This is a genomic window from Streptomyces sp. NPDC006510 (genome assembly GCF_040611955.1).
In the GTDB taxonomy this organism is placed as follows: Bacteria; Actinomycetota; Actinomycetes; order Streptomycetales; family Streptomycetaceae; genus Streptomyces.
This window is the reverse complement of record NZ_JBEXPH010000068.1, coordinates 19,093-42,108: the sequence shown is the minus strand read 5'-3', so window position 1 is coordinate 42,108 and position 23,016 is coordinate 19,093. Positions and strand designations below refer to the sequence as shown.

Annotated in this window: 26 protein-coding genes and 1 pseudogene; 18 read left to right on the top strand and 9 right to left on the bottom strand. The window is 71.2% G+C overall.

Going from position 1 to position 23,016, the window contains the following annotated elements; translation table 11 throughout:
- The 6 genes from ABZY11_RS21360 to ABZY11_RS21335 all read left to right on the top strand — a co-directional run.
- Window positions 1-1,112, top strand: a 1,112-nt coding sequence (locus ABZY11_RS21360) for an NAD(P)H-hydrate dehydratase (RefSeq protein WP_356480638.1), incomplete at its 5' end; no start/stop codon positions are given.
- A gap of 52 nt (window positions 1,113-1,164) precedes the next feature.
- Complete coding sequence (locus ABZY11_RS21355; RefSeq protein WP_356480637.1) at window positions 1,165-1,551, top strand: DUF488 family protein; 387 nt, start codon at window positions 1,165-1,167, stop codon at window positions 1,549-1,551.
- Window positions 1,552-1,648: 97 nt separating this feature from the next.
- Window positions 1,649-2,803: an alanine racemase gene (gene alr, locus ABZY11_RS21350; protein WP_356480636.1), complete on the top strand. Its 1,155-nt coding sequence runs from the start codon at window positions 1,649-1,651 to the stop codon at window positions 2,801-2,803.
- 93 nt (window positions 2,804-2,896) lie between these two features.
- Window positions 2,897-4,153, top strand: a complete 1,257-nt coding sequence (locus tag ABZY11_RS21345) for an alpha/beta hydrolase (RefSeq protein WP_356480635.1) — start codon at window positions 2,897-2,899, stop codon at window positions 4,151-4,153.
- Entirely contained in the window at window positions 4,122-4,652 is a 531-nt protein-coding gene (gene tsaE / locus ABZY11_RS21340; protein WP_356480634.1) for a tRNA (adenosine(37)-N6)-threonylcarbamoyltransferase complex ATPase subunit type 1 TsaE, read from the top strand. Before ABZY11_RS21345 ends, tsaE begins: the two co-directional genes overlap by 32 nt.
- Before the next feature lie 130 nt (window positions 4,653-4,782).
- The gene (locus ABZY11_RS21335; protein WP_356480633.1) at window positions 4,783-4,986 is read left to right on the top strand and encodes a hypothetical protein; all 204 of its coding nucleotides are present in this window, start codon (window positions 4,783-4,785) and stop codon (window positions 4,984-4,986) included.
- A gap of 53 nt (window positions 4,987-5,039) precedes the next feature.
- On the opposite strand, the gene ABZY11_RS21330 is transcribed toward ABZY11_RS21335, so the two are convergent.
- The gene (locus tag ABZY11_RS21330; protein WP_356480632.1) at window positions 5,040-5,606 is read right to left on the bottom strand and encodes a hypothetical protein; all 567 of its coding nucleotides are present in this window, start codon (window positions 5,604-5,606) and stop codon (window positions 5,040-5,042) included.
- Between the two features lie 152 nt (window positions 5,607-5,758).
- Between ABZY11_RS21330 and tsaB the strand changes: the two genes are divergently transcribed.
- The 4 genes from tsaB to ABZY11_RS21310 are packed head-to-tail and all read left to right on the top strand — an operon-like array spanning window position 5,759 to window position 8,311.
- Window positions 5,759-6,421: a tRNA (adenosine(37)-N6)-threonylcarbamoyltransferase complex dimerization subunit type 1 TsaB gene (tsaB, locus tag ABZY11_RS21325; protein ID WP_356480631.1), complete on the top strand. Its 663-nt coding sequence runs from the start codon at window positions 5,759-5,761 to the stop codon at window positions 6,419-6,421.
- Window positions 6,418-6,933 (top strand): ribosomal protein S18-alanine N-acetyltransferase, encoded by a 516-nt coding sequence (rimI, locus tag ABZY11_RS21320; protein WP_356480630.1) that lies wholly within the window; start codon window positions 6,418-6,420, stop codon window positions 6,931-6,933. Before tsaB ends, rimI begins: the two co-directional genes overlap by 4 nt.
- On the top strand, window positions 6,933-8,033 hold the full coding sequence (gene tsaD / locus ABZY11_RS21315; protein ID WP_356480629.1) for a tRNA (adenosine(37)-N6)-threonylcarbamoyltransferase complex transferase subunit TsaD: 1,101 nt from the start codon (window positions 6,933-6,935) through the stop codon (window positions 8,031-8,033). Before rimI ends, tsaD begins: the two co-directional genes overlap by 1 nt.
- Window positions 8,030-8,311 carry a hypothetical protein gene (locus tag ABZY11_RS21310; RefSeq protein WP_356480628.1) on the top strand — a complete coding sequence of 94 codons (282 nt, stop codon included), beginning with the start codon at window positions 8,030-8,032 and terminating at the stop codon, window positions 8,309-8,311. Before tsaD ends, ABZY11_RS21310 begins: the two co-directional genes overlap by 4 nt.
- Here ABZY11_RS21310 and ABZY11_RS21305 read toward each other — a convergent pair.
- A complete protein-coding gene (locus ABZY11_RS21305) occupies window positions 8,308-9,012 on the bottom strand; it encodes a TetR/AcrR family transcriptional regulator (RefSeq protein WP_356480642.1) in 705 nt (234 codons plus the stop codon). The two genes, ABZY11_RS21310 and ABZY11_RS21305, sit on opposite strands and share 4 nt — an antisense overlap.
- 189 nt (window positions 9,013-9,201) lie before the next feature.
- On the opposite strand from ABZY11_RS21305, the gene ABZY11_RS21300 reads away from it, so the two are divergent.
- The 4 genes from ABZY11_RS21300 (at window position 9,202) to ABZY11_RS21285 (ending at window position 12,511) form a co-directional block, all read left to right on the top strand.
- Window positions 9,202-10,722 carry an MFS transporter gene (locus ABZY11_RS21300; protein ID WP_356480641.1) on the top strand — a complete coding sequence of 507 codons (1,521 nt, stop codon included), beginning with the start codon at window positions 9,202-9,204 and terminating at the stop codon, window positions 10,720-10,722.
- 207 nt (window positions 10,723-10,929) lie between these two features.
- Window positions 10,930-11,394, top strand: a complete 465-nt coding sequence (locus ABZY11_RS21295) for a VOC family protein (RefSeq protein ID WP_356480627.1) — start codon at window positions 10,930-10,932, stop codon at window positions 11,392-11,394.
- Window positions 11,395-11,429: 35 nt separating this feature from the next.
- Window positions 11,430-12,095, top strand: coding sequence for a hypothetical protein (locus ABZY11_RS21290; protein WP_356480626.1), 666 nt, complete (start codon window positions 11,430-11,432; stop codon window positions 12,093-12,095).
- A 50-nt stretch (window positions 12,096-12,145) separates the two neighbouring features.
- Window positions 12,146-12,511, top strand: coding sequence for a hypothetical protein (locus ABZY11_RS21285; protein ID WP_356480625.1), 366 nt, complete (start codon window positions 12,146-12,148; stop codon window positions 12,509-12,511).
- 19 nt (window positions 12,512-12,530) lie between these two features.
- On the opposite strand, the gene ABZY11_RS21280 is transcribed toward ABZY11_RS21285, so the two are convergent.
- Window positions 12,531-13,787, bottom strand: a complete 1,257-nt coding sequence (locus ABZY11_RS21280; RefSeq protein ID WP_356480640.1) for a methyltransferase domain-containing protein — start codon at window positions 13,785-13,787, stop codon at window positions 12,531-12,533.
- Window positions 13,788-13,896: 109 nt separating this feature from the next.
- On the opposite strand from ABZY11_RS21280, the gene ABZY11_RS21275 reads away from it, so the two are divergent.
- Window positions 13,897-14,925 (top strand): polysaccharide deacetylase family protein, encoded by a 1,029-nt coding sequence (locus ABZY11_RS21275; RefSeq protein ID WP_356480624.1) that lies wholly within the window; start codon window positions 13,897-13,899, stop codon window positions 14,923-14,925.
- Window positions 14,922-15,044, top strand: a pseudogene (locus tag ABZY11_RS21270) (polysaccharide deacetylase family protein); the annotation flags it as partial. The gene ABZY11_RS21275 and the pseudogene ABZY11_RS21270, both read left to right, overlap by 4 nt.
- Window positions 15,045-15,136: 92 nt before the next feature.
- Here ABZY11_RS21270 and ABZY11_RS21265 read toward each other — a convergent pair.
- The gene (locus ABZY11_RS21265; RefSeq protein WP_356480623.1) at window positions 15,137-15,610 is read right to left on the bottom strand and encodes a DUF6234 family protein; all 474 of its coding nucleotides are present in this window, start codon (window positions 15,608-15,610) and stop codon (window positions 15,137-15,139) included.
- 316 nt (window positions 15,611-15,926) lie between these two features.
- Between ABZY11_RS21265 and groES the strand changes: the two genes are divergently transcribed.
- Complete coding sequence (gene groES, locus ABZY11_RS21260) at window positions 15,927-16,235, top strand: co-chaperone GroES (protein ID WP_351785952.1); 309 nt, start codon at window positions 15,927-15,929, stop codon at window positions 16,233-16,235.
- Between the two features lie 98 nt (window positions 16,236-16,333).
- On the top strand, window positions 16,334-17,959 hold the full coding sequence (gene groL / locus ABZY11_RS21255; protein ID WP_356480622.1) for a chaperonin GroEL: 1,626 nt from the start codon (window positions 16,334-16,336) through the stop codon (window positions 17,957-17,959).
- Window positions 17,960-18,028: 69 nt separating this feature from the next.
- On the opposite strand, the gene ABZY11_RS21250 is transcribed toward groL, so the two are convergent.
- The 5 genes from ABZY11_RS21250 to ABZY11_RS21230 all read right to left on the bottom strand — a co-directional run bounded on the left by ABZY11_RS21250 (window position 18,029) and on the right by ABZY11_RS21230 (window position 22,948).
- Window positions 18,029-18,742 (bottom strand): ester cyclase, encoded by a 714-nt coding sequence (locus ABZY11_RS21250; protein WP_356480621.1) that lies wholly within the window; start codon window positions 18,740-18,742, stop codon window positions 18,029-18,031.
- Window positions 18,743-18,810: 68 nt separating this feature from the next.
- Window positions 18,811-19,839 (bottom strand): hydroxyacid dehydrogenase, encoded by a 1,029-nt coding sequence (locus ABZY11_RS21245; RefSeq protein ID WP_356480620.1) that lies wholly within the window; start codon window positions 19,837-19,839, stop codon window positions 18,811-18,813.
- A 36-nt stretch (window positions 19,840-19,875) separates the two neighbouring features.
- Window positions 19,876-20,730 (bottom strand): carbohydrate ABC transporter permease, encoded by an 855-nt coding sequence (locus ABZY11_RS21240; protein WP_356480619.1) that lies wholly within the window; start codon window positions 20,728-20,730, stop codon window positions 19,876-19,878.
- Window positions 20,727-21,620: a sugar ABC transporter permease gene (locus ABZY11_RS21235; protein ID WP_356480618.1), complete on the bottom strand. Its 894-nt coding sequence runs from the start codon at window positions 21,618-21,620 to the stop codon at window positions 20,727-20,729. Before ABZY11_RS21235 ends, ABZY11_RS21240 begins: the two co-directional genes overlap by 4 nt.
- On the bottom strand, window positions 21,620-22,948 hold the full coding sequence (locus ABZY11_RS21230; RefSeq protein ID WP_356480617.1) for a sugar ABC transporter substrate-binding protein: 1,329 nt from the start codon (window positions 22,946-22,948) through the stop codon (window positions 21,620-21,622). The genes ABZY11_RS21235 and ABZY11_RS21230 overlap by 1 nt, the downstream gene beginning before the upstream one ends.
- Window positions 22,949-23,016 lie beyond the last annotated feature (68 nt).

The window sequence follows — 23,016 nt, the reverse complement described above, 5'->3', positions numbered from 1 at the left end:
GCCACATCGACCTCGTGGTGGACGGGATCACCGGCATCGGCGGCCGGGGCGGGCTGCGTCCGGGCGCCGCCGAGCTGGTGCGGGCCTTCGCGGCGACCGGTGCGCCCCTCGTCGCCGTCGACCTGCCCAGCGGGGTCGAGGCCGACACCGGCGAGGTGCTCGGCGACGCGGTGCGCGCCGACGCGACCGTCACCTTCGGCACGTACAAGCCGGGCCTGCTCATCGACCCGGCCGCCGGACGGGCCGGCGCGCTGCACCTCGTCGACATCGGGCTCGGGCCCGAACTGCCCGGCGTGCCCGACCTGGAAGTGCTCCAGTACGCGGACGTCGCCGCGCTGCTGCCCGTCCCCGGCGACGAGAGCGACAAGTACCGGCGCGGTGTCGTCGGCATCGTCGCCGGTTCCGCGCGGTACCCGGGGGCGGCGGTCCTGGCCGTCTCCGGGGCGCTGCGGGGCGGCGCGGGGGCCGTGCGGTACGTCGGTCCGGGCGCGGACGCGGTGATCGCCCGTCATCCCGAGACGCTGGTCCACGCGGGGCCGCCGTCGAAGGCGGGGCGGGTGCAGGCCTGGGTCGTCGGGCCCGGACTCGGTGACGGCACGGAGGCCGCCGAGGCGGTCCGGGACGTGCTGGCGGCGGATGTCGCGGTGCTCGTCGACGCGGACGGGCTGCGGCTGCTCGACGCCACCGCCGTACGCGCGCGCACCGCGCCGACCGTCCTCACCCCGCACGCCGGTGAGGCCGCCGCGCTGCTCGGCGTCCCGCGCGAGGAGGTCGAGGCGGGGCGGCTCGCCGCCGTACGGGAACTGGCCGCCCGTTTCCGCGCCACGGTCCTGCTCAAGGGGTCGACGACCCTGGTCGCCACCGAGGACCGGAGCACCCCCGTACGGGTCAATCCGACCGGCACCTCCTGGCTGGCCACGGCCGGCAGCGGCGATGTCCTCTCCGGACTGACCGGCTCGCTGCTCGCCGCGGGCCTCGCCCCGCGTGACGCCGCGTCGGCCGGTGCCCATCTGCACGGACTCGCCGCCCGCCACGCCTCCGACGGCTCGCCCGTCGCCGCACAGGACGTCGCGGAGGCGATCCCGGAGGCGTGGCGGGACGTCCGGGCCTGAGTGATCCTGGGCGCAGGCAGGGACCGACCGCGGCCGACAGGAGGGCGGAATCGTGGGCAGCAGCAGCGATGTGCGGGTGCGCCGGGTGTACGAGCCCAAGGAGGACGACGACGGCACCCGCGTCCTCGTCGACCGGCTCTGGCCGCGCGGCGAGTCCAAGGAACGGGCCGCGATCGACAAGTGGCTCAAGGACATCACCCCGTCGAACGAGCTCCGCGACTGGTACCACGAGGACCGCACCGCCACCCGCTACGACGAGTTCGTCGACCGCTACCGCACCGAACTGACCGACCCCGTCCACACCGCGGCCGTCCGGGAACTGGTCGAACTCGTCCGGGCGGGCGGTCCGGTGACCCTGGTCACGGCGGTCAAGGACGTACCCCACAGCCATGTCCCGGTCATCGTCGACCATCTGGAACACGAGCTGCGTCATCACTGAGGTGCACACCCGTCACCGGGCGGACGCCGACTGGGCCGGGCCCCTTCCGCCCCGCCGCCCGAGGGCCCCGTCCCGCGCCTCTGAGAGACTGGGCGCGATGAACGAGACAGCGTCCTTGAGAGCCCGTGCCGAGATCGACCTCGCCGCATTGCGCGCCAATGTGCGTGTGCTGCGCGCGCGGGCGGCGGGCGCGCAACTCATGGCCGTCGTCAAATCCGACGCGTACGGGCACGGGGCGGTGCCCTGCGCCCGCGCCGCACTGGAGGCCGGGGCGACCTGGCTGGGCACCGCGACGCCGCAGGAGGCGCTCGCCCTGCGGGCCGCCGGGCTCGGCGGCCGGGTGATGTGCTGGCTGTGGACCCCGGGCGGCCCCTGGCGCGAGGCGATCGAGGCCGACATCGATGTGTCGGTGAGCGGGATGTGGGCCCTGCGCGAGGTCGTTACCGCGGCCACGGAGGCGGGCGTTCCGGCCCGGATCCAGCTCAAGGCCGACACCGGCCTCGGGCGCAACGGCTGCCAGCCCGCCGACTGGCCGGAGCTGGTCGCCGCCGCCCGGGCCGCCGAGGACACGGGCACCGTCAGGATCACCGGCCTGTGGTCCCACTTCGCCTGCGCCGACGAACCCGGCCACCCCTCCATCGCCGCCCAGCTGGCCGTGTTCCGGGACCTGGTGGCGTACGCGGAGAAGGCGGGCGTCGAACCCGAGGTGCGCCACATGGCCAACTCCCCGGCGACGCTGACGATCCCCGAGGCCCACTTCGACCTGGTACGGACCGGGATCGCGATGTACGGCATCTCGCCCAGCCCCGAGCTGGGCACCCCGGCCGACTTCGGGCTGCGCCCGGTGATGACGCTCATCGCCTCGGTCGCCCTGGTCAAGCAGGTGCCGGCCGGTCACGGGATCAGCTACGGCCACCACTACACGACCTCCGCCGAGACCACCCTGGGCCTGGTGCCGGTCGGCTACGCGGACGGGATCCCGCGCCACGCCTCCGGCCGGGCGCCCGTCCTGGTCGGCGGCGTCACCCGGCGGATCGCCGGCCGGGTGGCCATGGACCAGTTCGTCGTCGACCTCGACGGGGACGAGATCGAGGTGGGCAGCGAGGCGGTGCTCTTCGGCCCGGGGGACCGGGGCGAGCCGAGCGCCGAGGACTGGGCGCGGGCCGCCGACACGATCGCGTACGAGATCGTCACCCGGATCGGCACCCGCGTACCGCGTGTGCATCTGCATGCGACCCCGGCCGAGTCCTGACCGATCGTGCGCCGCTGACCAGGCACGATCGGATCACGACCGGAACGGACCGGCCCTGACCTGACGGATACGACCGACGAGGAGCGCGGCACGGTGAGCGAGATCAGCGCGGGGGACGCGGTGACGACGGCTGCTACGGCGGTCGGCTGGCGCCGGGCAGGTATCGCCGGAGCCGCCATAGGCGTGATCGCGGCGGGCGCGGCCGCCGGTGTCGCGGTCGAGCGGCTCACCGTCGGCCGGGGCATGCGCAGGCGGGCCAGGCTGGCGCTGGACGCCACCGGGCCGTACGGCTCGCTGCGCGGACTGCCGGGCCGGGCCACGGCCGACGACGGCACCGAGCTGTACTACGAGGTCGACGAGGTCGAACCGGACGGCGGCGCCGGGACCGACCCGGGCAGCGGCGGCGACGCCGCGGGCCCCGGCACGCGCCGCCGCAGACTCTTCGGCCGCAAGGCACCCGCGCCCGTCACCGTGGTCTTCAGCCACGGCTACTGCCTGAACCAGGACTCCTGGCACTTCCAGCGGGCGGCGCTGCGCGGTCTGGTCCGCACCGTCCACTGGGACCAGCGCAGCCACGGCCGCTCCGAGCGGGGCCGGGCCCACGCGCAGGGCGTCACCGTCGGCATCGACCAGCTCGGCCGCGACCTGATGGCCGTGATCGAGGCGGCGGCTCCCGAGGGACGGCTGGTGCTCGTGGGGCACTCGATGGGCGGCATGACGATGATGGCGCTCGCCGACCAGTTCCCCGCGCTGATCCGGGACCGGGTGGCCGCCGTCGCCTTCGTCGGCACATCGAGCGGGAAGCTCGGCGAGGTCAGCTTCGGGCTGCCGGTCGCGGGCGTGAACGCGGTGCGGCGGGTGCTGCCCGGGGTGCTCAGGGCGCTCGGCTCCCAGGCCGAGCTGGTGGAACGGGGCCGTCGGGCGACCGCCGATCTCTTCGCCGGGCTGATCAAGCGGTACTCGTTCGGTTCGCGGGACGTCGATCCGGCGGTCGAGCGGTTCGCCGAGCGGCTCATCGAGTCCACCCCGATCGATGTGGTCGCCGAGTTCTATCCGGCCTTCACCGAACACGACAAGAGCGGCGCACTGCCCGCCTTCCGGGGCGTTCCGGTGCTGATCCTGGCGGGCGACAAGGACCTGGTGACGCCCAGCTCGCACAGCGAGACCATCGCGGACGAGCTCCCGGACGCGGAGCTGGTCATCGTCCCGGACGGGGGCCACCTGGTGATGCTGGAGCACCCCGAGACGGTCACGGACCGGCTGGCGGACCTGCTGGTACGCGTCGGAGCCGTGCCGGCAGCGGCTAACGTTGGCGGACATGGAAGCACCGCACAACAGCCTGGCGGCTGAGGCCGTCGAGGGCGCCGCGCCGGTCACCGTCACCGTGAGCCTGGCCGTCGAGTCCCCCGAACAGATGCAGGAGCTGGGCCGCCGGATCGCCGGGATCCTGCGGCCCGGCGATCTGGTGATGCTCTCCGGCGAGCTCGGCGCCGGGAAGACGACGCTGACCCGGGGCCTCGGCGAGGGCCTCGGCGTGCGCGGCGCGGTCACCTCGCCCACCTTCGTGATCGCCCGCGTCCACCCGTCGCTGACCGGTGGTCCGGCGCTGGTCCACGTCGACGCGTACCGCCTGGGCGGCGGGCTCGACGAGATGGAGGACCTGGACCTCGATGTGTCGCTGCCGGAGTCGGTGGTGGTCGTGGAGTGGGGCGACGGCAAGGTCGAGGAGCTGTCCGACGACCGGCTGCGGGTGGTGATCGACCGCGCGGTCGGCGACACGGACGACGAACGGCGCGAGGTGACGCTGGTCGGGATCGGCGCGCGCTGGGCGGGACTGCGCGAGGTCTGAGCGCGGGGCCGGGTTCCGACAGGCTGTCGGTAAATTGTTGCGCCGGGCGGTGCGGGCGTGGTCACATGGATGGCGAGAGCTGGTTAGGTCTGCCTAACCACGCCTTCCACCGGAGCCTCAGGAGGCATCCATGACGACGTCCGCCGAACATGAAGTGCCGCCGCCGCCATCGATGAAGGACCTGCTGGCGGCCTGTGCCGCGGCCACGGCGGTCTCCACGCCGCCCCCGTCCGCGGACGAGAGCGAAGGTGAAGGCGAGAACGAAGGCGACGAAGCCCAGGCCGCCGCCCCCGCGCCCCGTTCCGGGTCCGACCTCGAACGACGGGCAGGATGAAACGACGGTCGGGGTGAAACGGCGGTCCGGGTGAACGGGCCGCCGGGGGCGTCCTACGGGACGACGACCACCTTCGTGCCCACCATCGCGAAGTCCCACATCGCGTCCCCGTCGGCCCGGGACATCCGCACGCCACCCGTCTTCAGCGTCGGGTCCGGGCTCTGCATCGAGCCGTCCACCGCCGCGCTGAATCCCACGGCGATGTTGTCCACCATCGCGAACCGCACCACGTGCTCGATCATCACGCCGTCCGAGCCCTTGGTGGGGGCTCCCGAGCGCGGGGTGTTCACCTGGTAGCTGCCGGGCAGCGGATTCAGCGTGCTCGGCATGACCTCGAACGTCCGGGTCACCTCGCCGGCCGCGTCGACGAGCCACACCCGGCGGTCGGCCAGGGCGTACACGACCCGCTTCCCGGTGCCGGAGCCCGCGGGGAGCGCGGTCGGGCGCGACTTCTCCTTCGGCTTGGCGTGCTCGGTGGCGGTGGCGCTGCTGGACGCCTTCGGTTTGGGGGCCGCGAGGTTGTCGGGGGCGTTCGCCGATGCCTGGAAGGCCAGGACGCCGACCGCGACGAGCGCCGCCGCAGTGAGCCCGGCCACGATTCCCGAGCTGCCCCTAGACACCGTGCGCGCCCCTTTCGCTTCCGTATGTCGTACAAGCGTTTAGCGTTTACTTCGTACCCGCGTGTGCACGGTGACGGTAGCAGCCGGGGCCGGTCGTGCCGGGACGCCGTACGGGCGCCGTGCCCCCGTCGGCGGAGCCGTAGGCTGTTTGCGTGCTCTTGCTCGCCGTGGATACCGCCACCCCCGCCGTCACCGTCGCCCTCCATGACGGGACCTCCGTCGTCGCCGAGTCCGGACAGGTCGACGCCCGAAGGCACGGGGAGCTGCTGCTGCCCGCCGTCGACCGGGTCCTCGCCGAGGCCGGGGTGAAACTCGACGCCGTGACGGACGTGGTCGTCGGCGTCGGCCCCGGACCGTACACCGGGCTCCGGGTCGGTCTGGTCACCGCCGCGACCTTCGGTTCCGCCCTCGCCGTACCCGTGCACGGGCTGTGCACCCTGGACGGACTCGCGTACGCCGCCGGGCAGAAGGGCCTGGAAGGCCCGTTCGCCGTCGCCACGGACGCCCGCCGCAAGGAGGTCTACTGGGCGAGGTACGACGACCCGCGCACCCGGGTCGCCGGGCCCGCCGTCGACCGGCCCGCCGACATCGCCGAACAGCTCGCCGGACTGCCCGTCGTCGGCGCGGGCGCGGTGCTCTACCCCGAGGCGTTCCCGGACGCCCGGGAGCCCGAGCACGTCGGTGCCGGTGCGCTGGCCGCCCTCGCCGCCGAGCGGCTCGCCGCGGGCGCGGAGCTGCTGCCGCCGCAGCCGCTCTACCTCCGCAGGCCCGACGCCCAGGTGCCGAAGAACTACAAGGTGGTCACCCCGAAGTGACGACCACGACTGCCGTTCTGCGCGAGATGCGCTGGTGGGACATCGATCCGGTGCTGGAGCTCGAACACGAGCTGTTCCCGGACGACGCCTGGTCGGCCGGCATGTTCTGGTCCGAGCTGGCGCACTCCCGCGGCCCGCGGGCCACCCGCCGCTACGTCGTCGCCGAGGACCCCGCCACCGGCCGGATCGTCGGCTACGCGGGGCTCGCCGCGGCCGGCGACCTCGCCGACGTACAGACGATCGGGGTCACCCGCGGCCACTGGGGCGGCGGCCTCGGCTCCGTACTCCTCACCGACCTGCTGAAGCACGCCACGGCCTTCGAGTGCGCCGAGGTGCTCCTCGAAGTCCGCGTCGACAACACCCGGGCGCAGAAGCTGTACGAACGCTTCGGCTTCGAGCCGATCGGCTTCCGTCGCGCCTACTACCAGCCGGGCAACGTCGACGCACTCGTCATGCGCCTCCACGTACAAGAACACGTGCCAGAACACGTACAGGAAACAGAGACTGACTGATGGCTGACGAACCGCTCGTACTCGGCATCGAGACCTCCTGCGACGAGACCGGCGTCGGCATCGTCCGGGGTACGACACTGCTCGCCGACGCCGTCGCGTCCAGCGTCGACACCCACGCCCGCTTCGGCGGCGTCGTCCCGGAGATCGCCTCCCGCGCGCATCTGGAGGCGATGGTCCCCACCATCGAGCGCGCCCTGAAGGAGGCCGGGATCAGCGCCCGCGACCTCGACGGCATCTCCGTCACCGCGGGCCCCGGGCTCGCGGGCGCGCTGCTGGTCGGCGTATCGGCGGCGAAGGCGTACGCGTACGCGCTGAACAAGCCGCTCTACGGGGTGAACCACCTCGCCTCGCACATCTGCGTGGACCAGCTGGAGCACGGCCCGCTGCCCGAGCCGACGATGGCGCTGCTGGTCAGCGGCGGCCACTCCTCGCTGCTGCTCGCGCCGGACATCACCGCCGACGTACGGCCGCTCGGCGCGACCATCGACGACGCGGCGGGCGAGGCCTTCGACAAGATCGCCCGGGTGCTGGACCTCGGCTTCCCCGGCGGCCCGGTCATCGACCGGCTGGCGAAGGAGGGCGACCCGAGGGCGATCGCGTTCCCGCGTGGTCTGACCGGCTCGCGCGACCCCGCCTACGACTTCTCCTTCTCCGGCCTGAAGACCTCGGTGGCCCGCTGGATCGAGGCCAAGCGGGCGGCGGGCGAGGAGGTGCCGGTACGGGACGTGGCGGCGTCCTTCCAGGAGGCCGTGGTGGACGTGCTCACCCGCAAGGCCGTCCGGGCCTGCAAGGACGAGGGCGTCGACCACCTGATGATCGGCGGCGGTGTCGCGGCCAACTCGCGGCTGCGGGCGCTGGCCGAGGACCGGTGCGAGCGGGCCGGCATCCGGCTGCGGGTGCCGCGCCCCGGGCTGTGCACGGACAACGGCGCGATGGTCGCGGCGCTGGGCGCGGAGATGGTGGCCCGGAACCGGCCGGCCTCGGACCTGGAGCTGTCCGCGGACTCGTCGCTGCCGGTCACCGACACCCACGTACCGGGCGCCCATGCGCATGACCACGACCACGTCCACGAGATCAGCAAGGACAACCTCTACTCATGACCGTTGCCCTCATGTGGGAGGCCCGCGCCACCGGCGGCCGGGGCGCCGAACTCCTGGAGTGGGCGCGGGCCCGCTCGGCCGAGCTGGCCCGCGAGCCGCTCCGCCGCGAGCTGCTGCGCGCCCCGCAGGACCGGGTCCTGGTCATCACCTGGTGGGAAGCGGCATACGGCGACGAGCTGCCCGAACTCCCCGAACCCGCCGCCGAGTTGATCGCCCGCCCGGTGCATCGCTGGCGCTTCGAGTCGCTGGGGGCCACGGGGTCCCTCGACAGCCCTTAGGTCCTGTCGGTGGCGGTCCCCCGGCCGATCAGCCCCCGGATGATCGCGTCGAGCTCGTCCGCCACCTCGTAGTCGGCGGCGTACGTGCGCCACTCGTCCCTGAGCGCGGCGAGCCGGGGCAGTGTCGCCGCGTCCTGTTCGGTCACCATCTCGGGGAAGTAGCGCCTGCCCGACGGGTTCTGCGCGCGGCGTTCGGCCGCCCGGCGGAAGATCAGGTCGCCGTAGACGTAACTCCAGATCGTCCGGTACGCGCGTACCGCCTGGGCGGGGGAGAGGCCGCAGGCAAGCGCCGAGTCGATGATCTCCTCGACCATCCACAGCGCGTTGCGGTCGGTCAGCTCGCCCAGCGCCAGGATGTCCAGCACCCATGGGAGCCGCGCCAGGATGCCGTGCAGGTGCACGGCCACGGCGAGCAGCCGCTCGCGCGGGTCCTCGGGCAGCTCGGGGCGGGGGAAGGCGGCCGCGGTGCCCGACAGGGTGAGCATCAGCAGCTCGTCCTTGTCCTGCACGTAGTGGTAGAGCGCCATCGGCGTGGAGCCGAGCTCCTTCGCCACCCGCCGCATGCTCAGGGCATCCACGCCCTCTTCCTCGATGATGCGGCGCGCGGTGGCGACCATCGCGTCCGGGTCGAGCCTGCGCGGGCGCCCCACGGATCGTTTCGCCGGCGCCTGCTTCTTCGCAGGCGCCTTCTTTATGGGCACCTTCTCCGCCGGTGGCTGCTTCTTCTCTGTCCCTGACACCCGGGCATTGTCTCCCGTTCCGCTGCTCCCGGTCCTTCCGGGGCCTCCTCGTCATTGATTTCTATACGCGTATAGTAATTCTTCGACCGGATGGCCGCGAAGGAAGGGGAAGTCGTGAACGAACAGTCACGGCATACGCGTTGGCTGCTGATGGTGGCCCTCATCGTGCAGTTCATGGTGGCGTTGGACATGTCTGTGGTGAACGTCGCGCTGCCGGACATGCGCAGCGATCTCGGCTTCACGCCCCAGGGGCTGCTGTGGGTGGTGAACGCCTATGCGCTGGCCTTCGGCGGGCTGCTGATGCTCGGCGGGCGGCTCGCCGACCTGCTCGGCAGCCGTCAGGTCCTGACGGCGGGCCTGGTGCTGTTCGGCGTGGCCAGCCTGGCCGGCGGGCTCGTCCGGTCGCCCGGCGGGCTGATCGCCGCGCGGGCGGTGCAGGGGATCGGCGCCGCCGCGCTCGCCCCGGTCGCCTTCGCGCTGATCGCGCTGGCCTTCCCGGCCGGGCCCGCCCGTTCCCGCGCCTTGGGGCTGTGGGGCATGGCGGGCGCGGCGGGCGGCGCGGTCGGCGTGCTCGCGGGCGGGGTGCTCACCGATGCGCTGGGCTGGCGCGCGGTGATGCTGGTGAACGTGCCGATCGTGGGCTTCGCGCTGGTGGGGGCCGTGCGCAGCGGACTGCGGGGCGGCCGGGCCCGGACCGGGGCCCGGCTCGATGTGACGGGAGCGCTGCTGGCCACCACGGGGACGACGCTGCTGGTCCTCGGACTCGTACGCGCCTCGACCGACGCGTGGGGGTCGGCCCGGACGCTGGGCACGCTCGGCGCCGCCGTGCTGCTGCTGATCGCCTTTGTCGCCGTCGAGCTGCGGACCCGTACCCCGCTGCTCCGTCCCGGGCTGCTGACGGGGCGGCCGGTGCTGACCGCGAATCTCTTCTGCCTGCTGCTGAGCTCGGGGCAGTTCGCCGCCTTCTACTTCGTCTCGCTGTACATGCAGCAGGTCCTCGACTACGGGCCGACCGCCGCCGGTATCGCCTTCCTGCCGTTCTCGGCGGGCGTCGTCGCCGGCTCGCTCGTCGCAACCCGTACGGTCGCGGCGCTCGGCACCGGACGGCTGCTGGCGCTCGGCGGCTTCCTGGCGGGGCTCGGCCTGGCCGGATTCGCGGCGACGGCGCGGGCGGACGGCGGTTTCCTGTACTCGATCCTCGGCCCGTCCCTGGTCTGCAGCGTCGGCATCGGGATGTGCTTCGTACCGCTCGGCACGGCCGCCACGACCGATGTGGCGCCCGACGAGACGGGCATGGCCTCCGGGCTGCTGAACAGCGCCCGCCAGGTGGGCGGCTCGCTGGGGCTCGCGGTCCTGGTCACCGTCGCCGCCCGGGTCACCGGCGACGGGCGCCGTCCGGCCGACCTGGCGGCCGGGTACTCGGCCGCGTTCTGGGTCTGCGCCGGGCTGCTCGCGGTCGCGGCACTGACGGCCCTGGTGCTGCTCCCGGCACGGGGGCGGACCGCTGCGGCGACCGACCAGGCGACTGCCCCGGTGACCGACCCGCTGACCGCTCCGGGGGCCGTTCAGGAGGCCGCCCCGGAGACCGCTCCGGTGGCCGGGCCGGAAGATTCTCAGAAGAATTCCCAGGGAGCTGTCGATCCGGCCGGGTCCCGTTCGACGCAAGGGTGAGAGGCGGGGAAGGAACGGACGAGGCGTGGGCGGAGTCCGTACGGGCGGCCGGGCCGACCCGCAACGAACGGAAACGGGCGATGCTCCTGGACCGCGCGGGGCGTCCGGTCCGCGACGACCGATGAGTTCCGGCCGCCGGGCGGGTCCACCCTGCACAGCTTTCCGCACCACCCGCCCGACTTCCGCCCCACCCGACAGGAGCAGACCATGCAGAAGATCAAGACCTTCCTGTGGTTCGACACCCAGGCCGAGGAAGCCGCGAACTACTACGTGTCCGTCTTCGGCGGCGACTCGGAGGTGCTGAGGACGACGTACTACAACGAGGCCGTGCCGGGGCGGGCGGGATCGGTCATGACCGTCGAGTTCCGGCTGGCCGGCCAGGAGTACGTCGCGCTCAACGGCGGCCCGCAGTTCCCCTTCACCGAGGCGATCTCGCTCTCCGTGGACTGCGCCTCGCAGGAAGAGGTGGACGCCCTGTGGGCCGAGTTCACCGCGGACGGCGAGGAAGGGCAGTGCGGCTGGCTCAAGGACAAGTACGGCCTGTCCTGGCAGCTCGTGCCGCACGGGTTCGAGGAGGCGCTGTCCGACCCGGACCCGGCCAAGGCCGAGCGGGCCATGAAGGCGATGATGGGTATGCGGAAGCTGGACATCGAGGCACTGCGCAGCGCCTGAACCGGTGAGCGCGCGCGGTCGGTAAGGTCTGGCCCATGTCTCGCCGCGCACAACTGCCGCCACCACCACCGCCCGTGGAAATACGCTCCTGGCCGGACCGCGAGGCGCTGCTCGCCGACCGGGCCGCGGTGCTCGGCGAGTTGGTGAAAGCACATCTCTCGCCGGGGCGGCTGGGAATGCTGTGGCTCTGGGGAGCGCTCTGCGCGTTCGGCTGGATGCTGGTGAGCTCGGCGCTCATCACCTTCGAGGAGTCGTACGACGTCATCAGCGCCGGGATCGGTGTGATCCTCGCCGCCATGGGCGCCTGCTGCATGGTGCCCGCGATCATCCTCGTCGTCATCGGTCTTCGCCGGGACCGCCGAATCCGCCGACTGCTCGACGCCTGGGGCGGCTTGGACCGCGATCCGGCACGCGACGCGGCGCTGCGGATGCCGGGCGCCTCCCTCGCCTGGCTGCTGATGTCCTTCGCGCTCTGTGCGGCCGGGCTGTACGCCTGCTTCGCCGTTCCGGCCAGTGGCGTGCTGGACGGAAACGCCTACGGCCTGGCCGCCCTGGTCATGGGGCTCGGGCTGATCGGCTGGATCGTCGGACTGATCGGCCTCGTCAAGGCGTTCGCCCACCGCCGCTGGGTGCTGCGCGTACTGGCCGGGGCACCCGCTCGGGAGCCGCTCGTCTCCGTCGGGGGCGGCGCCCACCGCTGACCGCGGACCTGTCCTGACGGGACACATGGGTCACGCCGGGGGAGGACGACATGGAGTGGTACTGGTGGGTGCTCATCATCTTCTGGACGGGCGGCTTCGGATGGGCCGTCGACAACGTCCGTACGGCACTGCGCAACCGGCACGACCGCAAGCTGGAACTGCTTGAGGTGTCCAAGCAGGAACGGCTGGCCCTCGAAGCGGCGAACAGGCCGCCGGAACCCGTCTGCGGCTGCACACACCATCTCGCCAAGCACGACAAGCAGGGCAAGTGTCATGAGCGGGTCGAGGTGCCGACCGCCTGGGACGAGACCAGGAAGCCGGTCCGCTTCGAGTCCGGACAGTGCAACTGCCAGCAGTACGTGGGCCCTCAGCCGCTGTCGCAGGTGTACGCGGAGGACCTGACCGACCTCGCCTGACGGCCGCCCGCCCGGCCGGTCAGGCCGGGCCGGTCAGCGGGTGGCCGATCAGCATCGTCGGGGCTCCGGCCACCCGAGTCAGGAAGACAGTCGCGGAGTTCGGCCCCTGGAGCTTCATCCTGCGGCGCAGTTCCTCCGGTTCGACCGCCGAGCCGCGCTTCTTGACGGTCAGGACGCCCACCTTCCGCTCCCGCAACAGGGCCTTCAGCTTCTTCATGTTGAACGGCAGTTGGTCGGTGATCTCGTACCCGGAGGTGTACGGGGACTCGTACGGCCGGTCGCTCGTGATGTACGCGATGGTCTCGTCGACCAGCCGGCCGTCGCACCGCGCGACGAGGTCGGCGACCAGATGGGCGCGGATGACGGCGCCGTCCGGCTCGTACAGATAGCGGCCGACCGGGCCGACGGGCGGGGCGGGCAGCGGGGCCCCGGACCACAGGGTGGCCCCGGCCGGGAGCACGGTGGCGCGGTACGAACCGGCCGCGAAGCCCTCGCCGAACCAGAGCACCGCTTCCTTCACGTCGCCGCAGTCCGAGATCCACTCGGCCTCCGCCTGCGCCGGGATCGCCTCGTGCGGGATGCCCGGAGCGATCTTCAGCGCGGCGCGGGGGGCCGCGAGCGCGGCACCGGTCGCCCAGGAGAGCGGTGGCGAGTACGCCTCGGGGTCGAAGATCCGGCCCCTGCCGCCGCGCCGGGCCGGGTCGACGAAGACCGCGTCGTAGGGCGAGGTGTCGATGTCGGCGACATCGGCGCACCGCACCTCGATCAGCTCGTCCAGCCCGAGCGCGGCGGCGTTGGCTCGGGCCACCTCGGCGGTCAGCGGGTCGCGGTCCACGGCGAGCACGGAGATGCCCGCCCGCGCGAGCGCGATCGCGTCGCCGCCGATCCCGCAGCAGAGGTCCGCGACGCCGCGCACCCCGCCCGCCTCAGCGAACCGCCGCGCGCGATGGGTGGCCACCGACGTACGGGTCGCCTGCTCGACGCCGTTCGGCGTGAAGAACATCCGGTACGCGTCCTCGGCGCCGAACTTCGCCACCGCCCGCTGCCGCAGCCGCGCCTGCCCCAGAGCGGCCGAGACCAGCGAGGCCGGGTGGGCGCGGCGCAGCCGGGTGGCGGTGGCGAGTTCCTGGGCGGGGTCGTACGACCGCAGCTCGTCCAGCAGCGCGGCGCCCTCGGGGGTGCGCAGGGCCCTGAAGGCGGCGAGCGGGTCGGGGGTGTCGGACCGGTCGTCGGCGGCGGACGGGCCGTTCGGGGCGAGAGCGTTCACCCGCCCCATTGTGAGCCAGCCGGGTAGACCGGCCCGCCCGGCGGCGGTGTCGGGCCGGGAGGCCGATCGAGTGCTGGCAGTATGCGGCGCCATGCAGCTTGTACGACAAAAGGAAAATATGACCACGAAATGGCGTGAATCAGGCACGCCTCATTCCGAACGGGGGCGGGGCGCAGGCGGGCACCGCCCCGCCTGCGCCGTCCTGGCCGCACTCCTGGTCGCCGCGGTCGGCTCCGGCTGCGCCTCCGGGTCCGACGGGCAGAGCGGCGACACCGAGCACCGGGACCTGCCCGTCGCCGGGAACCCGGGCGCGGAGGCGGGCGCGAACCCTGGCTCGAACCCCGCCGCCGGTCAGCCGGGCGGCCCCGGACGGCGCGCCGGCGAGGTGCGCGTACCCGCCGGAGCCCATGAGAACGCGGAGCTCAGCCCGGCCGTGCGGGCGGCGCTCGCCAAGAAGTGGGGGCTGGACAAGACGCCGCTGATCGCGCCGCCGCCGCCCGCCGTGAAGCCGCGGATCACCACTCGCAGGGGCTTCGAGGTGGAGGGCGGCGACGACTCGCTGCCACCGGTCTTCACCACCGTCCCGACCAAGGACCGCGTCGTCTTCCTGACGATGGACGACGGCTCCGAGAAGGACCCCGAGCTGTTGCAGATGATGGACGAGCTGGACATCCCGTACAGCGCGTTCCTCACCGACTACGAGGTGAGCGACAACTACGGGTACTTCGGCGAGGCGCAGCGGCTGGGCGTCACCCTCAACAACCACACGCTCGGCCACCCCTATCTGCCCGGACTTTCGTACGCCGAGCAGGAACGCGAGATCTGCGACGAGCAGGACATCATCGAGAAGCGGTTCGGGAAGCGGCCCATCCTCTTCCGCCCGCCGTACGGCAACTACAACGGGGACACCCTCCGCATCGCGAAGTCGTGCGGGATCAGGGCCGTGCCCCTCTGGAACGCCGAGGCGTTCCCGGACCGCATGGAGTGGCGCGAGGAGGACGAGGACCTGCACCCGGGCGACATCATCCTCACGCACTTCCGGGGGCGCGGTGAATGGGGCGGCAGCATGGCCGACCTGGTCCGGGCGGTCATGAGGACCGTCACGGACAGGGGGTACGCCGTGGCCCGGCTGGAGGACTACGTATGAGAAAGGCGTACCGGCTGCTGGCCGGACTGCTGGCGGCCGGTGCGCTCCTCACCGCCACCGGCTGCGCACAGTCGGTGGACCCGATCGAACGGCTGGGCCGCAAGGCCGCGCAGAAGGTGCACCACCCGCCGCGGACGCCCGCGGCGGGCCCGTCGGCGCCGGCGCACGGTGATCACGGCGAGCCGGGGTCGACAGTGGTGATCTCCTGCCGTCAGCCGCCGGAGTCCAGGCACTCCCGGTTGTCGCCGCCGCTGAGGCACTGGTGGCCGGTCCGGCCGGGATCGTACGAGGGAGCGGGCGCGGGCGCCGGGTGCGAGCGGCGGTAGTCCTCGTGGCCGATCCGCACCGTCACCACGCACAGCGCCAGTGCTGCCAGCAACTGGATCGCGCCCGCCCAGGGCCAGTTGCCGCGGATCAGCACGACGGCGAACAGACAGATCACCGCGGCGATCCCGCCGAAGACGAGGACGGGTGTCCAGTCCATCGGCGGCGGGCCCGTCGTCTCCGGCCCGTCGGGGGCCCACCGCGAAAAGGCCAGCCGGAAGGCGGTGACCGCGCAGATCAGCCCCTCCAGGAGAACCAGCAGCAGCCCGAGCACCACATCGAGGCAGCCGTTCGCGGCACGCGATGCGGGCGGGGACCGCCGGGGCGCGGGGTGCGGCTGCTCGTACCGAGGTCGGGTCATGTCCACACGGTCGTACGGAACGGTCCGGTCCGTCCGTGCGTTGTCCCCATGTTGTCCGGACTGTTGTCCGGACCGTGCCCCGGTCGTCGCGTTTCGCACCGGGGGAGCGGCGCGAAGGCGACGCCACGATCGCCTGAATTGGCACTCCGCTTGACCGAGTGCTAATCCCGGTCATAGTCTCGGTGCTGGCACTCACCACTGGAGAGTGCCAGCAGTACTGCGCGACTGGCAGGTCCGGCACCCGCGACGACGGATCGACCTGGTCGCCACCCAAAGACTGTTACCCCGTGAGATCTCCGAAGGGGGAGACCGGATCGTGTCGACCGCCAGCTCCAAGGTTGCGATCAAGCCGCTCGAGGACCGCATTGTGGTCCAGCCGCTCGACGCCGAGCAGACCACGGCCTCCGGCCTGGTCATTCCGGACACCGCCAAGGAGAAGCCCCAGGAGGGCGTCGTCCTGGCCGTGGGCCCGGGCCGCTTCGAGAACGGCGAGCGCCTTCCGCTCGACGTCAACACCGGCGACGTCGTGCTGTACAGCAAGTACGGCGGCACCGAGGTGAAGTACAACGGCGAGGAGTACCTCGTCCTCTCGGCTCGCGACGTGCTCGCGATCGTCGAGAAGTAATTCACCCACGTTTGCTTCTGTTCTGCGCCCCTGGCCCCCGCGAATAACCAGCCGGGTGGTCGGGGGCGCAGTTCGTTCGAGAGGAAAGCTCAGCTCCCATGGCGAAGATCCTGAAGTTCGACGAGGACGCCCGTCGCGCCCTTGAGCGCGGCGTCAACAAGCTTGCCGACACGGTCAAGGTGACGATCGGCCCCAAGGGCCGCAACGTCGTCATCGACAAGAAGTTCGGCGCTCCCACCATCACCAACGACGGTGTCACCATCGCGCGCGAGGTCGAGCTCGACGACCCGTACGAGAACCTCGGTGCCCAGCTGGTGAAGGAGGTGGCGACCAAGACCAACGACGTCGCGGGTGACGGTACGACCACCGCCACCGTGCTGGCCCAGGCGCTCGTCCGCGAGGGTCTGCGCAACGTCGCCGCCGGTGCCTCCCCGGCCGCCCTGAAGAAGGGCATCGACGCCGCGGTCAAGGCCGTGTCCGAGGAACTCCTCGCGACCGCCCGCCCGATCGACGACAAGACCGACATCGCCGCCGTGGCCGCGCTCTCCGCGCAGGACCCGCAGGTCGGCGAGCTCATCGCGGACGCGATGGACAAGGTCGGCAAGGACGGTGTCATCACCGTCGAGGAGTCCAACACCTTCGGTCTGGACCTCGACTTCACCGAGGGCATGGCCTTCGACAAGGGCTACCTGTCCCCGTACATGGTGACCGACCAGGAGCGTATGGAGGCCGTCCTCGACGACCCGTACATCCTGATCCACCAGGGCAAGATCGGCTCGATCCAGGAGCTGCTCCCGCTGCTGGAGAAGGTCATCCAGGCCGGTGGCTCCAAGCCGCTGCTGATCATCGCCGAGGACGTCGAGGGCGAGGCGCTGTCGACCCTCGTCGTCAACAAGATCCGTGGCACCTTCAACGCCGTCGCGGTGAAGGCCCCGGGCTTCGGTGACCGCCGCAAGGCCATGCTCGGCGACATCGCCACCCTCACCGGTGCGACCGTCATCGCCGAGGAGGTCGGCCTCAAGCTCGACCAGGCCGGTCTGGACGTGCTGGGCACCGCCCGCCGCGTCACCGTCTCCAAGGACGACACGACGATCGTGGACGGCGGCGGCGAGCCCGGCGACGTCAAGGGCCGGGTCAACCAGATCAAGGCCGAGATCGACGCCACGGACTCCGACTGGGACCGCGAGAAGCTCCAGGAGCGCCTCGCGAAGCTGGCCGGCGGCGTGTGCGTGATCCGTGTCGGCGCCGCCACCGAGGTGGAGCTCAAGGAGAAGAAGCACCGTCTGGAGGACGCCATCTCCGCGACCCGCGCCGCGGTCGAGGAGGGCATCGTCTCCGGTGGTGGCTCCGCTCTGGTCCACGCCGTCAAGGTCCTGGAGGGCAACCTCGGCAAGACCGGCGACGAGGCCACCGGTGTCGCGGTCGTGCGCCGCGCCGCGGTCGAGCCGCTGCGCTGGATCGCCGAGAACGCCGGCCTCGAGGGCTACGTCATCACCTCGAAGGTCTCCGAGCTCGACAAGGGCCAGGGCTTCAACGCCGCGACCGGCGAGTACGGCGACCTGGTGAAGGCCGGCGTCATCGACCCGGTCAAGGTCACCCGCTCCGCGCTGGAGAACGCCGCGTCCATCGCGTCGCTGCTGCTCACGACCGAGACCCTGGTCGTCGAGAAGCCGGCCGAGGAGGAGGCCGAGGCCGCCCACGGCGGTCACGGTCACTCGCACTGACGCGCAGCCTCAGCCGCAGAAGGCCCCCTGTCCCACCGCCGAGCGGTGGGACAGGGGGCCTTCGGGCGTTCAGGCGGGTGTCGTGCCCCTGTCGAGGGCGCCGAGCTCGCGCATCAGGCCCATGAGGTCCTCGTGCCACCAGCCTTCCTGGATCCTGCCGTCCTTGAACCGGAAGATCGTGGTGCCGGTCATGACGCACTGCCTGCCCGTGGGGGCGATGCCCCTGAATTCGCCCTTGTGGGTACCGGTCCAGGTCCACAGCGTCACGACGTCGTCGCCCTCGCAGATCTGCCGGTCCAGGTCGAGGGTGAAGTCGAAGGCGGCGCGCCATCCGGCGACGTTGTTCCGCAGCTGTTCGGAACCGACCACGGTTCGTTCCGTCTTCGCGATGTCGTGGTCGATGTAGTCGGCCGCGAACACCTCGTCGATGGCGTCGAGATTGCCTCCGACCGCGATCTCGTGGAAGAAGCGGCGGGACTGCGCCTGGTTCAGCTGCTCGTCGCGGACCACGTCGAGGTCGGTGAAGGTGGGCATCCCGTCACAGAGCGCCACCATCTCCTGGAAGATCCGCTCGGTCTCGGGCAGCCCGGAATTCGCCATCGCGTCCTCGTACGACGGGAATTCGACGATCTCGACATAGTGCGACCCGTCGGAGCGGTCCTTGCCGATGAGACTGTGAGTGGCGGTCCGGGTGCCCCTGGTCTGCTCGACCCACTGGTCCATGAGACGGTCCATGTCCTCGAACCGCTCCGTCTTGCAGTCGATAACTTGTACGAATCTCATGATGTCTCCCGGTCTCACATTCTGGGTGGGATGCTTCCAGTTTAGTGAGGAACGGGCTTTTCGACGGTTCAGGCCGAGTGGCTCAGACTCCCGGAGTGCACCGGGTCCGCGAAGGGCAGACCGGCCGCGAACCGCTCCATCTCGTCCAGCGCGTGGTCGGCCATCCGGTGCAGCTCGTCGCCCAGCGAACCCGCGATGTGCGGGGTGAGCAGCACATTGGGCAGGGTGTACAACGGCGAGTGCGTGGGCGGGAGTTCGGGGTCCGTCACATCCAGCACCGCATGCAGCCGTCCGGCCGTCAGCTCGGGAAGCAGCGCGTCCTCGTCGATCAGCGAACCCCGCGCCGTGTTGATCAGCGTCGTCCCGGTCGCCATGGCGGACAGCTGCGCCGCACCGATCAGATGGTGTGTCTCCGGCAGCTGGGGCGCGTGCACCGAGACGACGGAGCTGCTCGCGCACAGCTCGTCGAGCGAGGTGAGCCGCACACCGAGCCGCGCCGCCTCCGGACCGTCCACGTACGGGTCGTACAGCAGCACGTCCAGGTCGAAGGGGCGCAGCAGCTCGATCACGCGCCGGCCGATGCGGGAGGCGCCGACGATGCCGACCGTACGGCGGTAGTTGCCGGCTCCGTCGAGCTCCGCGAGCCAGTCGTGGTCGGCGCGCAGACCGCGGTAGCGGTGCGCGGTGTGCAGCACCCGCTTTCCGGCGAACAGGATCGCGGCGAGGGTGAATTCGGCGACCGGCAGGGCGTTGGCCCCGGCCGCCGAGGTGACGGTGATGCCGCGTTCCCAGCAGGCGTCGGTGATGTGGTGCTTCACGGAGCCCGCGGCGTGCACGACGGCCCGCAGCCGGGGCGCGCCGGCCAGTACCCCGGCGGTGAGCGGTGTCGCGCCCCAGCAGGTGAACAACACCTCGGCCTCGGCGAGCGCGGCGGCCACCTCGGGCGTCGGGTCGGCCAGGTCGTGGGCGACGAAGTCCGGGTCGGTGCGGGTGAGGGCGGCGAGCCGGGTGCGGTGGCGGTCGGCGAGGAGGCGGTCGGCGATGCCGGGCCCCATCGAGAGCAGGGCCGCCGGCCGGTTGTCAGTGGCGTGGGGCATGGTGGAACTCGTACTCCTCAGGGCTCGCGGTGAGAGTCACTTGACGCTGCCGGCGGTCAGTCCGGCCTTCCAGTGCCGCTGCAGAGAGACGAAGGCGACGATCAGGGGGATGACGGCGAGGAGGGAACCGGTGACGACGAGCGGGTAGAAGCTCGGCTCGCCGTGGGTGTTGGTGTTCCAGGAGTACAGACCGAGGCTCAGCGGGAAGAGCTTGCGGTCCGAGAGCATCACGAGGGGGAGGAAGAAGTTGTTCCAGATCGCGGTGAACTGGAAGAGGAAGACCGTCACGAAGCCCGGCATGACCATGCGCAGTCCGATGGACCAGAAGACGCGCAGCTCGCCGGCCCCGTCGATACGGGCGGCCTCCAGGGCCTCGTTCGGTATGTAGCCGGTGCTGAACACCCGGGCGAGATACACGCCGAACGGATTGACCAGCACCGGGATCAGCACGGACCAGTAGGTGTTGACCAGGCCGGTCTTGGAGGCCAGGAGGTACATCGGCAGGGCAAGCGCCGTGGTCGGCACGAGCACGCCCATCAGCACGAGGCCGAACAGCTTCTCCTTGCCCCGGAATTCGTACTTGTCGAAGGCGTATCCCGCGGCGACGCAGATCAGCGAGCAGACGATCGCCCCGCCGCCCGCGTACATGAGGCTGTTGAGGTACCAGCGGAAGTAGATGCCGTCGCCGTAGGAGGCCAGGTTCGACAGGTTCTCGCCGAGGTTGAAGCCCTCGAAGGAGAACGCGTTGCCCGCGAGCAGACCGCCGGTGTCCTTCGTGGCGGCGGTGACCAGCCAGACGAGGGGGAAGAGCATGTAGACGACGGCGAGCAGGAGAAAGCCGTTGACAGCGGTCTTCGACATCCATCGGCTGCGGGAGGCGGGGGAGTTCATGCTTTCTTGCCCTTCCGGCCGGTGAAGCGGGTGACGACGAAGGACAGCAGCGCGGCCGTGAGCGCCAGCAGGATGGAGGCGGCCGCGGCCAGACCGTAGTCATTGCGTTCAAAGGCCGCGGTGTACGCGTACATGTTCGGCGTCCAGGTGGAGGAGACGGCGGAGCCGGTCCCCTTGTTGAGAATCAGCGGCTCGGTGAACAGCTGGAGCGAGCCGATGACCGTGAACAGCGTGACCATCACGACGGAGGCGCGGATCAGCGGAACCTTGATGCTGAGCGCGACGCGCCAGGCACCGGCCCCGTCGACCGTGGCCGCTTCGAGTACGGAGCGGTCGATGGCCTGCAACGCGGCATAGAAGATCACCATGTTGTAGCCGAGCCACTCCCACAGTGCGATGTTGACGACGGAGGGAAGGGCGCCTTCGGGGGAGAAGAAGTCGAAGCCGATTCCGCCGGACTCCATGGCGCTGACCACCGGGCTGAGCTGCGGTGTGTAGAGGTACACCCAGATCAGCGCGGCGATGATGCCGGGCACGGCGTGCGGCAGGAAGAGCGCGAGCTGGAAGAACCGGCGGGCGCGGGCCAGCGCGGAGTCCAGCAGCAGGGCGAGGGCGAGGGCGCCGATGAGCAGCAGCGGAATGTAGAACAGGCAGTATCCGAGGAGTACGCCGAAGCCCTCGCGGAACGCCCGGTCGCCCAGGGCCGCCGTGTAGTTGTCGAGTCCGCTGAAGACGGTCTCGGTGCCGCCGAAGCCCAGGCCGGACTGCTTTTCGGTGAACAGGCTGAGCCAGACCGCGTAACCGATCGGCAGCACCATGGCCACGGTGAACAGTACGAAGAAGGGCCCCAGCAGGATGGCGGCGGCTCTGGTCGTCCGGGCGCGCTTCATCAGCCTGCGTCCTCGACCTTCAGACCGCGCTTCTTCAGCTCGGCGACCGTGGCGTCGTGCCCGGCCTTCACGGCGTCCTTGAGGGTGGTGCCGCCGCTCGCGACCTTGCCGAACTGGTCCTTCATGGTGGTGTTCGTGGTGCCGGTGGTCGGGCCCCAGTTCCAGTCCTGGCCGATCGAGGTCGCGGCGCCCTCGAACACCTGGTAGATGTCCTCGCCACCGTAGAAGCCGGCGTCGAAGGACTTCTTGGCCACCGGGCGCAGTGCCGCCGCGGCCGGGAAGGCGCTCGAAGTACCGGACTCGATGCGGGCCTTGATGCCTTCCTCGGTGGTCGACATCCAGGTGGCGAACTCGACCGCGGCCTTGGCCTTCTTGCTGGTCTTGGTCACCGCGAAGGTGGAGCCGCCGAGCATGCCGCTGGCGGGCTTGCCGTCCCAGCTGGGCATCGGGGCGACGGCCCACTTGCCGCTCTGCTCGGGCAGCGTGCCCTTGAGGACACCCGCGCCCCAGGCGGCGCCGAGGTAGCCGACGGTGCCGCCGTTCTTGAGGGAGTTGGTCCACTCGGGGCTGAACGAGGCGTTGGCGCGGATCAGGTCGTCGTCGAGCAGACCCTGCCAGTAGTCGGCGACCTTGTTGGTGGCCGCGTCGGCGGTGCTGACCTTCCAGGTGTCGCCCTCGGGCTTGTACCACTGGGCGCCGGCCTGCCAGGCCATCGCCTGGAACGTGGTCGGGTCATCGGGGAAGAAGGTGCCGATCCGGGCCTTCTTGTCGGCCTTCTTGACCTTCTCGGCGGCCTTGCGGAACTCGTCCCAGGTCTTGGGGACCTCGACGCCGTACTTCTCGAACAGGTCCTTGCGGTAGTAGAAGGACTGCGGCGAGGCGTCGAACGGAACGGCCCAGTTCTTGCCGCCGAGCGTCGTCAGCTCTACCGCCTGCGGCAGCAGCTTCTTCCTGATGTCCTCGGTGAAGTACTGGCCGATGTCCTGGAGCGCGCCCTGACTGACGTACTCCGGAAGCTGCGGGTACTCGATGGAGACCAGGTCGGGGGCGTTGCCCGCCTTGACCGCGTTGGAGATCTTGGCGTACCCGCCCGCGTTGCCGGACGGGATCTCCTCGTACACCACCTTGATGTTCTTGTGCGAGGCGTTGAACGCGTCAACGACCTCCTTGGATCCCTTGGCCCAGCCCCAGAAGGTGATGCTGACGGGCTTGCCGTCGCTTCCGGCGGCGGAGTCGTCGTCGCCGCTGCCGCCACAGGCCGTGAGAAGGGCGAGGGCGGTGGCGGTGCCGACAACGGCGAGGGACGTTCTGCTCGGACTGCGGCTCACAGCGAGGCTCCTGAACTGGCGGCGACATTGGCGTTGGCCGTGATCCTTGGACCAGTCGTGACCGAAGT

Excerpts from the sequence above, each read along its gene's own strand:
- ABZY11_RS21235 (WP_356480618.1), bottom strand. The coding sequence starts at position 21,620 with ATGAAGCGCGCCCGGACGACCAGAGCCGCCGCCATCCTGCTGGGGCCC.
- tsaD (WP_356480629.1), top strand. The coding sequence starts at position 6,933 with ATGGCTGACGAACCGCTCGTACTCGGCATCGAGACCTCCTGCGACGAG.
- ABZY11_RS21300 (WP_356480641.1), top strand. The coding sequence starts at position 9,202 with ATGGTGGCCCTCATCGTGCAGTTCATGGTGGCGTTGGACATGTCTGTG.
- ABZY11_RS21250 (WP_356480621.1), bottom strand. The coding sequence starts at position 18,742 with ATGAGATTCGTACAAGTTATCGACTGCAAGACGGAGCGGTTCGAGGAC.
- ABZY11_RS21310 (WP_356480628.1), top strand. The coding sequence starts at position 8,030 with ATGACCGTTGCCCTCATGTGGGAGGCCCGCGCCACCGGCGGCCGGGGC.
- groL (WP_356480622.1), top strand. The coding sequence starts at position 16,334 with ATGGCGAAGATCCTGAAGTTCGACGAGGACGCCCGTCGCGCCCTTGAG.
- tsaE (WP_356480634.1), top strand. The coding sequence starts at position 4,122 with ATGGAAGCACCGCACAACAGCCTGGCGGCTGAGGCCGTCGAGGGCGCC.
- ABZY11_RS21295 (WP_356480627.1), top strand. The coding sequence starts at position 10,930 with ATGCAGAAGATCAAGACCTTCCTGTGGTTCGACACCCAGGCCGAGGAA.
- ABZY11_RS21245 (WP_356480620.1), bottom strand. The coding sequence starts at position 19,839 with ATGCCCCACGCCACTGACAACCGGCCGGCGGCCCTGCTCTCGATGGGG.
- alr (WP_356480636.1), top strand. The coding sequence starts at position 1,649 with ATGAACGAGACAGCGTCCTTGAGAGCCCGTGCCGAGATCGACCTCGCC.
- ABZY11_RS21275 (WP_356480624.1), top strand. The coding sequence starts at position 13,897 with ATGACCACGAAATGGCGTGAATCAGGCACGCCTCATTCCGAACGGGGG.
- ABZY11_RS21280 (WP_356480640.1), bottom strand. The coding sequence starts at position 13,787 with ATGGGGCGGGTGAACGCTCTCGCCCCGAACGGCCCGTCCGCCGCCGAC.
- ABZY11_RS21335 (WP_356480633.1), top strand. The coding sequence starts at position 4,783 with ATGACGACGTCCGCCGAACATGAAGTGCCGCCGCCGCCATCGATGAAG.
- ABZY11_RS21265 (WP_356480623.1), bottom strand. The coding sequence starts at position 15,610 with ATGACCCGACCTCGGTACGAGCAGCCGCACCCCGCGCCCCGGCGGTCC.
- ABZY11_RS21290 (WP_356480626.1), top strand. The coding sequence starts at position 11,430 with ATGTCTCGCCGCGCACAACTGCCGCCACCACCACCGCCCGTGGAAATA.
- ABZY11_RS21285 (WP_356480625.1), top strand. The coding sequence starts at position 12,146 with ATGGAGTGGTACTGGTGGGTGCTCATCATCTTCTGGACGGGCGGCTTC.
- ABZY11_RS21240 (WP_356480619.1), bottom strand. The coding sequence starts at position 20,730 with ATGAACTCCCCCGCCTCCCGCAGCCGATGGATGTCGAAGACCGCTGTC.